Here is a 5,875-nt window from a genome sequence, read left to right as displayed (position 1 = left end):
GTACGGCCCCTTCGGACGACTGCTAGTAGACCGGCTTCTCGGGCTCGATCTGGTGGACCCAGCCGATGACGCCGCCACCGACGTGGACCGCGTCGGCGAAGCCCGCGGACTTCAGGACCGCGAGGACTTCCGCACTGCGGACACCCGTCTTGCAGTGCAAGACGATGCGCTTGTCCTGCGGCAGGTCCTGGAGGGCGGTGCCCATCAGGAACTCGCCCTTGGGGATCAGCTTCGCGCCGGGGATCGAGACGATCTCGTACTCGTTGATCTCGCGGACGTCGATGATCTCGATGGGCTCGTCGTTGTCGATCCACTCCTTGAGCTGCTTGGGAGTGATCGTGGAGCCGAGCGCGGCCTCCTGGGCCTCCTCCGACACGACGCCACAGAAGGCCTCGTAGTCGATGAGCTCGGTGACGGTCGCGTTCGGACCGCAGACCGCGCAGTCGGGGTCCTTGCGGACCTTGACCTGGCGGTACTGCATCTCCAGGGCGTCGTAGATCATCAGGCGGCCGACCAGCGGCTCGCCGACGCCCGTGAGGACCTTGATGGCCTCGGTGACCTGGATGGACCCGATGGACGCGCAGAGCACGCCCAGCACGCCGCCCTCGGCGCAGCTCGGGACCATGCCCGGCGGGGGCGGCTCCGGGTAGAGGCAGCGGTAGCACGGGCCGTGCTCGGACCAGAAGACCGAGGCCTGGCCGTCGAAGCGGTAGATCGAACCCCACACGTACGGCTTGTTCAGCAGCACGCAGGCGTCGTTCACGAGGTAGCGCGTGGCGAAGTTGTCCGTGCCGTCGACGATGAGGTCGTACTGGCTGAAGATCTCCATCACGTTCTCGGCTTCGAGCCGCTCTTCGTGAAGGACCACGTTCACGTACGGGTTGATGCCCAGCACGCTGTCGCGGGCCGACTCGGCCTTGGAACGGCCGATGTCCGCCTGGCTGTGGATGATCTGGCGCTGCAGGTTCGACTCGTCGACCTCGTCGAACTCCACGATGCCCAGCGTGCCGACGCCGGCCGCGGCCAGGTACATGAGGGCGGGCGAGCCGAGGCCGCCCGCGCCCACGGCGAGCACCTTGGCGTTCTTGAGGCGCTTCTGGCCGTCCATCCCGACGTCCGGGATGATCAGGTGCCGCGAATACCGACGGACCTCGTCAACGGTGAGCTCAGCTGCTGGCTCGACCAGCGGTGGCAGCGACACGGGCACTCCGTAGATGGGGAGCATCCCCGCAGAGCAGGGAGCAAACTGAATGGTTGTTCTCCCCGTAACACTGCCACGGCCGTCTTCATTCCAAGACACCCGTCCCAATTCTCGAGACGATTTCGTCCCAGTAGGCGGGCATCGAGGCCCAGGGGTCCCGGTCGTCGGTGCCCCGCCGGTCGGTGAACCAGATGGTCCCGGCCCCTTGCCAGCGGGCGATCCGGAGCGCTTCCTCCAGGTGCGTGCGCGGCACCCCGTGAACGAGGTGGCAGAACCGCTCCGGCGGATGGTCCGCCGTCCACTCGGCCACCTGCGACCAACGGTAGTCGGCCCAGGTCCCGGAGAAGGTGACCAGCTGGTCGGCGCTCTCCACGTACCCCTCGTACGGATGGGTGCCGTGTCCGAGGACGATCCGCAGACCGTCCCCGAGCCCCCGCAGGGTGTCGGTGATCCGGCGTACGGAGGCCAGTTCGGCCTTCCCGGCCGGCGCCCCGGCCAGGTAGAAGCCGCCCACGCCGTACCAGTCGCGGAAGCGGTGGGCGTCGGAGATCAGCTCCCCGAAGGACCGCTCGCCGTCCCGCATCGCGAGATGACCGAGGAGCGCGCCGCCGGCACCGCGGAGCTTCGCGGCCGCCTCGGTGCAGTGCGGGTCGGGCCGGCCGCCCGGCCCGTCCGTGACGTTGAGGACGGCCCAGTGCAGCGGCGTCCCGGGCCGGGTCAGCTCGGCCCACTCCACCGGAGCGAGCAGCGGGTGCGCGTACCCGGGGACCCCTAATCCCAGCCGGCCCGTCTCGGCGACGGCCTCGCCGGCGGCCGGCGGAGTGGTCAGATGCGGCACGCCGCCTCCATCCAGATGTCCGCGAGGGACTCCTCCAGGTTGATCCGCGGCCGCCAGCCGAGCCGGTCGCGGGCGGTACGGACATCCGCCTGCTGCCAGGCCCCGCAGCCGTCCGGGTAGGGGTACGGGGGCTGCGCCTGCACCGCCGCCAGCTGCTCGGCGGTGGCCTCGGAGCGGGGGGAGCCGATGGCGGCGAGCCCCTGCGGCCGGCCGGGGTGCCCGTGCGCGCCCGGGTGCCGGTCGTGCTGCGGTACGTCCAGTTCGTGCAGCGAGCCGCCGTAGCCGGCGACCCGCGCCAGCACCGCAGCCGCGTCGCGCAGCCGCACCGCCCGCCCGGTGCCGATGTTGACCACGCCCTGGGCCGCCGACAGCGAGGCGGCGTGGACCGCCCGCGCCACGTCGCGCACGTCGACGAAGTCGCGCTGCACGCCGAGCCCGCTGAGCTTGAGCTCCCCGTCCCCGGACTGCATCGCGCGGCGCATGGCCTCGGCGAGCCGGCCGAGCGGGGACCCGGCCGGGGTGCCGGGGCCGACGGGCGAGAAGACCCGCAGGACCACGGCGTCGAGCCCGGAGCCCAGCACCAGTTCGGTGGCGGCCAGCTTGCTGACCCCGTACGGCCCGCCCGGTCTGGGCACGGCGTCCTCGGCCGTGGACGACCCGGGCTGGCTGGGCCCGTACTCGGCGGCGCAGCCGAGCTGGACGAGCCGGGCCCCGCAGCCGCTGCGGCGCAGCGACTCGCAGATCGTGGCGACCGCGACCGTGTTGTGCCGGGTGAGTTCCCGGGCTCCGCCCCGGGTGGCGCCGGCGCAGTTGATGACGACGCCGGGATGGACGGCGTCGAGGAACCGGGTGAGGGCGCCGGGACTGCCGGTGGCGAGGTCGAAGCGGACGTCGGCGTCGTCGCCGCGGCCGAGCGCGGTGAGCTGGACCGCGGGGTCGGCGAGCAGGCGGTCGGCGACGTAGCGCCCGAGGTAACCGTTGGCTCCGATCAGCAGCACCCTCATCGCGCGGCCCCTTGGTTGGTTGGCTGGCCGGTCATGTCCTGTGTCTCCTTGCTGGGTGGGTAGGTAGGGGTACGGGGTACTTCGGCGTCGGCTTCCGAAGGGCGGGGGCGGCTCAGGGCCGCGCGTGCGCCGAGGCCCGCGACAGGGCGAGGACGGCGGGTACGAGGAGTCCCGCGGCGGCGGCGAACGGCGCCGCCGGGACGGGGAGCAGGGCGAGGCAGAGGGCCAGGGCCGCCGCGAGCGCCCCGCGCGGGGCGCCGTGGCCGAGCAGCAGCCGGATCAGGAACAGCAGCACCGCGAGCGGTACGGCCACCGGCAGCGGGGCCCCGGCCAGCGCGGCCGCCCCCGCGGCGGCCGCGGTGAACAGGGCGAGCGTGCCGAAGAGCAGCGGACGCACCCCGTCGGCGAAGTCCTCCAGGGCCCGGCTCCCGGCGAGCCGGCGCCGGGCGCGGGCCGCGAAGACGGCGCCGGCCAGGTGCGCGGGGGCGACGGCCACGGCCAGGGCGAGCCCGAGCGGGGTCCCGTACCGCAGGACGGCCCAGCCGAGGGCGGTCACCGCGAGCAGGTACACCGGCGCGGGGAAGCGGCCCCCGGCGGACCGGCCCGGCCGTCCGAGGGCGGCCGCGGTGACGAGCACCGCGACGACCCCGGCCCAGGGCGCCCCGGCGGCGGCCGCGCCGAGGGCGAGGGCCCCGGGGAGCAGTGCGTAGCCGAAGCCCCGTACCGCCCCGGGGCCGACCGGACTGCCGGCGTGCGGGGCGGGCGGGGTCTGCGCGCGGGGGGTCCGGGCGTAGAGCTCCTCCGCGAGGGAGAAGACGTCCCGGTGCCGGAACCGGGCGGCGGTGCGGTCGGTGATGCCGTGCGCCTCCAGCCCGGCGGCGATCTCCAGCGGGTCCACGGCGTGCTCGCAGAGCTCCCGGTGGCGGTGGAGGAGCGCTTTGACGGGGTCCCCGCCGGCCCTGCGGCGCGGCGCGGGGCCGGTGGGAACGGCTTCGTCGAGGGGGGTGGTGGTCATACGGGTGCCTCCGCACTGGTGACGGGCACGTCGGGGTCCGCCGCCCAGGTGGGGGTGGCCCAGTGTCCGGGGACCCGCGCCTCGGGCGGCTGCGCGAAGGGCACCCCGCCGTCGGCGCCCTCGGGCCGGGCCGGGCCCCGGGCGAGCAGCCACAGGTAGGACTCCTGGAAGGCGCTGACGTTCTGCTCGACCGTGAAGAGCTCCAGGGCGCGGGCCCGGGCGGCCGCCCCGAGCCGCTGGGCCCGCTCGGGGTCCCCCAGCAGTGCGACGCAGGCCTCGGCGAGCGCGCGGGGGTTGCGCGGCGGCACCACGAGCCCGGTCCCGCCGATCACCTCGCAGACGGCGCCGACGTCGGTGGACACGGTGGCCCGGCCGCAGAACATCGCCTCGGCCAGGGCGATGGGGAAGCCCTCGATGACGGAGGAGAGCACCGTCACCCGCCCGGCGCCGTACGCGTCGGCCGGGGAGGGGGCCTCGGGCCCGCCGATCTCCTCGAAGGTGACGGGGCTCTCGCCGACCGCGTGGGCGTCGGCCGCCTCGTCCGGGAAGAGCTGCGCGGCGAGCGAGCGGCAGTCGGCGAGGTACTGGACGGACGCCGCCCCCGCGGCGACGGCCGTCGAGAAGATCCGCAGCCGGGTGCGCGGCGCGGCCTTGCGCACCTCGGCGAAGGCGTGGAGCAGGGCGATCAGGTCCTTGGCGGGCTCTATCCGGCCCACCCACACGAGCGTGTCGGGGTCCCCGGAGGCCGGGTCCTCGCCGACGGCGGCGAATCGGTCCGCCTCCATCCCGGGGTAGACGGTACGCAGCCGCTCGCGCGGGGCCCCGCAGCGTTCCTGCCAGCGCCGGGCGTGGGCGTTGCCGGGGGTGAGCAGGTCGGCCTGCGCGTAGATCTCGCCGGCCAGCCGGGTGTGGAAGGCGGCGAGCAGGGCCCGTACGGCCGGCCGTTCGTCCTGCGCGGAGCGCTCCAGGTAGTGGGCCCGGAGCTGGACCCCGTACTCGGTGACGAGGAGCGGCACTCCGAAGAAGCGTTTGGCCAGCAGCCCGGGCAGCGCCGCCACCCCGCCGGCCGCCGCGTGGCAGACGTCGACCTCGCGCAGGTCCTCGTACCAGTCCAGGGACAACGGCCGCAGCAGCCGCTCCAGTTCGTCCACGAACTCCAGCAGGTCCGCCACCTGCGCCCGCTGTACGGTCCTGCTCGCGCCCGGGGCCCGGCAGGCGGACTCCACCGCCCGCACGGCCGTCTCGGAGCGCAGTGCCGCGCACAGTCCGCCCTGGTCCCAGGCGAGTTCGGCCAGGGCGTACAGTCCGTCCGCGAACCGGCCGGCGTCGGCTCCGCAGATGCCCCGGACCAGTTCGGTGAAGGCGGCGGCGAAGCGGCGGCGTTCGCGGCGCCCGTAGCTGCGCCCGTCGTCGGCCGGGGCCCACAGCGGGGCGGTGCTGACCCGGGTGACGTGGGAGGGCAGCGGCACCCGGCCGCGCTCCTCCTGCTCGGCGCTGCGGCTCAGCGCGTAGAGCTCGAACTCGTGCTGCGGGAGCCCGCGCACGAGCCGGTCGCACCACAGCCTGGCCTCTCCCGTGGCATACGGATAACCACCTTCCGTGAGCAGTCCGATCCGCACGAGTGGCACCCCCGATCTCCCGTCGCAGGCGGCCTCCGTCGGTCAGGGGACCCGCCGGAACGAACTCAAGCGGATATGCCGAAGGCGCGGCGGGCGGGTGTGGGGCGCGCCCCCCGGAGGGGGGGAGGAGTGTCGTATAAAAAAAAGAACCAGGCGACGACGTAAATATTGTATATAAAGGGGGGGGGCCGCTAAATA

At 74.1% G+C, this 5,875-nt stretch carries 5 protein-coding genes; all 5 read right to left on the bottom strand.

Translation table 11 applies throughout. The features are described from left to right. Positions 1 to 22 precede the first annotated feature (22 nt). The 5 genes from moeZ to ACWGDE_RS20855 all read right to left on the bottom strand — a co-directional run bounded on the left by moeZ (position 23) and on the right by ACWGDE_RS20855 (position 5,677). Positions 23 to 1,201, bottom strand: coding sequence for an adenylyltransferase/sulfurtransferase MoeZ (gene moeZ / locus ACWGDE_RS20875; RefSeq protein WP_030709977.1), 1,179 nt, complete (start codon positions 1,199 to 1,201; stop codon positions 23 to 25). Positions 1,202 to 1,286: 85 nt separating this feature from the next. Next, positions 1,287 to 2,039, bottom strand: coding sequence for a spherulation-specific family 4 protein (locus tag ACWGDE_RS20870; protein ID WP_453390486.1), 753 nt, complete (start codon positions 2,037 to 2,039; stop codon positions 1,287 to 1,289). Continuing rightward, a complete protein-coding gene (locus ACWGDE_RS20865; RefSeq protein ID WP_453390485.1) occupies positions 2,027 to 3,043 on the bottom strand; it encodes an NAD-dependent epimerase/dehydratase family protein in 1,017 nt (338 codons plus the stop codon). The genes ACWGDE_RS20870 and ACWGDE_RS20865 overlap by 13 nt, the downstream gene beginning before the upstream one ends. A gap of 112 nt (positions 3,044 to 3,155) precedes the next feature. Continuing rightward, entirely contained in the window at positions 3,156 to 4,058 is a 903-nt protein-coding gene (locus ACWGDE_RS20860; protein ID WP_453390484.1) for a hypothetical protein, read from the bottom strand. Beyond that, positions 4,055 to 5,677 (bottom strand): DUF3492 domain-containing protein, encoded by a 1,623-nt coding sequence (locus ACWGDE_RS20855; protein ID WP_453390488.1) that lies wholly within the window; start codon positions 5,675 to 5,677, stop codon positions 4,055 to 4,057. The genes ACWGDE_RS20860 and ACWGDE_RS20855 overlap by 4 nt, the downstream gene beginning before the upstream one ends. Positions 5,678 to 5,875: the final 198 nt, after the last annotated feature.

Source organism: Streptomyces sp. NPDC054956 (assembly GCF_053609185.1).
Note: the sequence above shows the minus strand (reverse complement) of the source record. Positions and strands in the feature narration are given on the sequence as shown.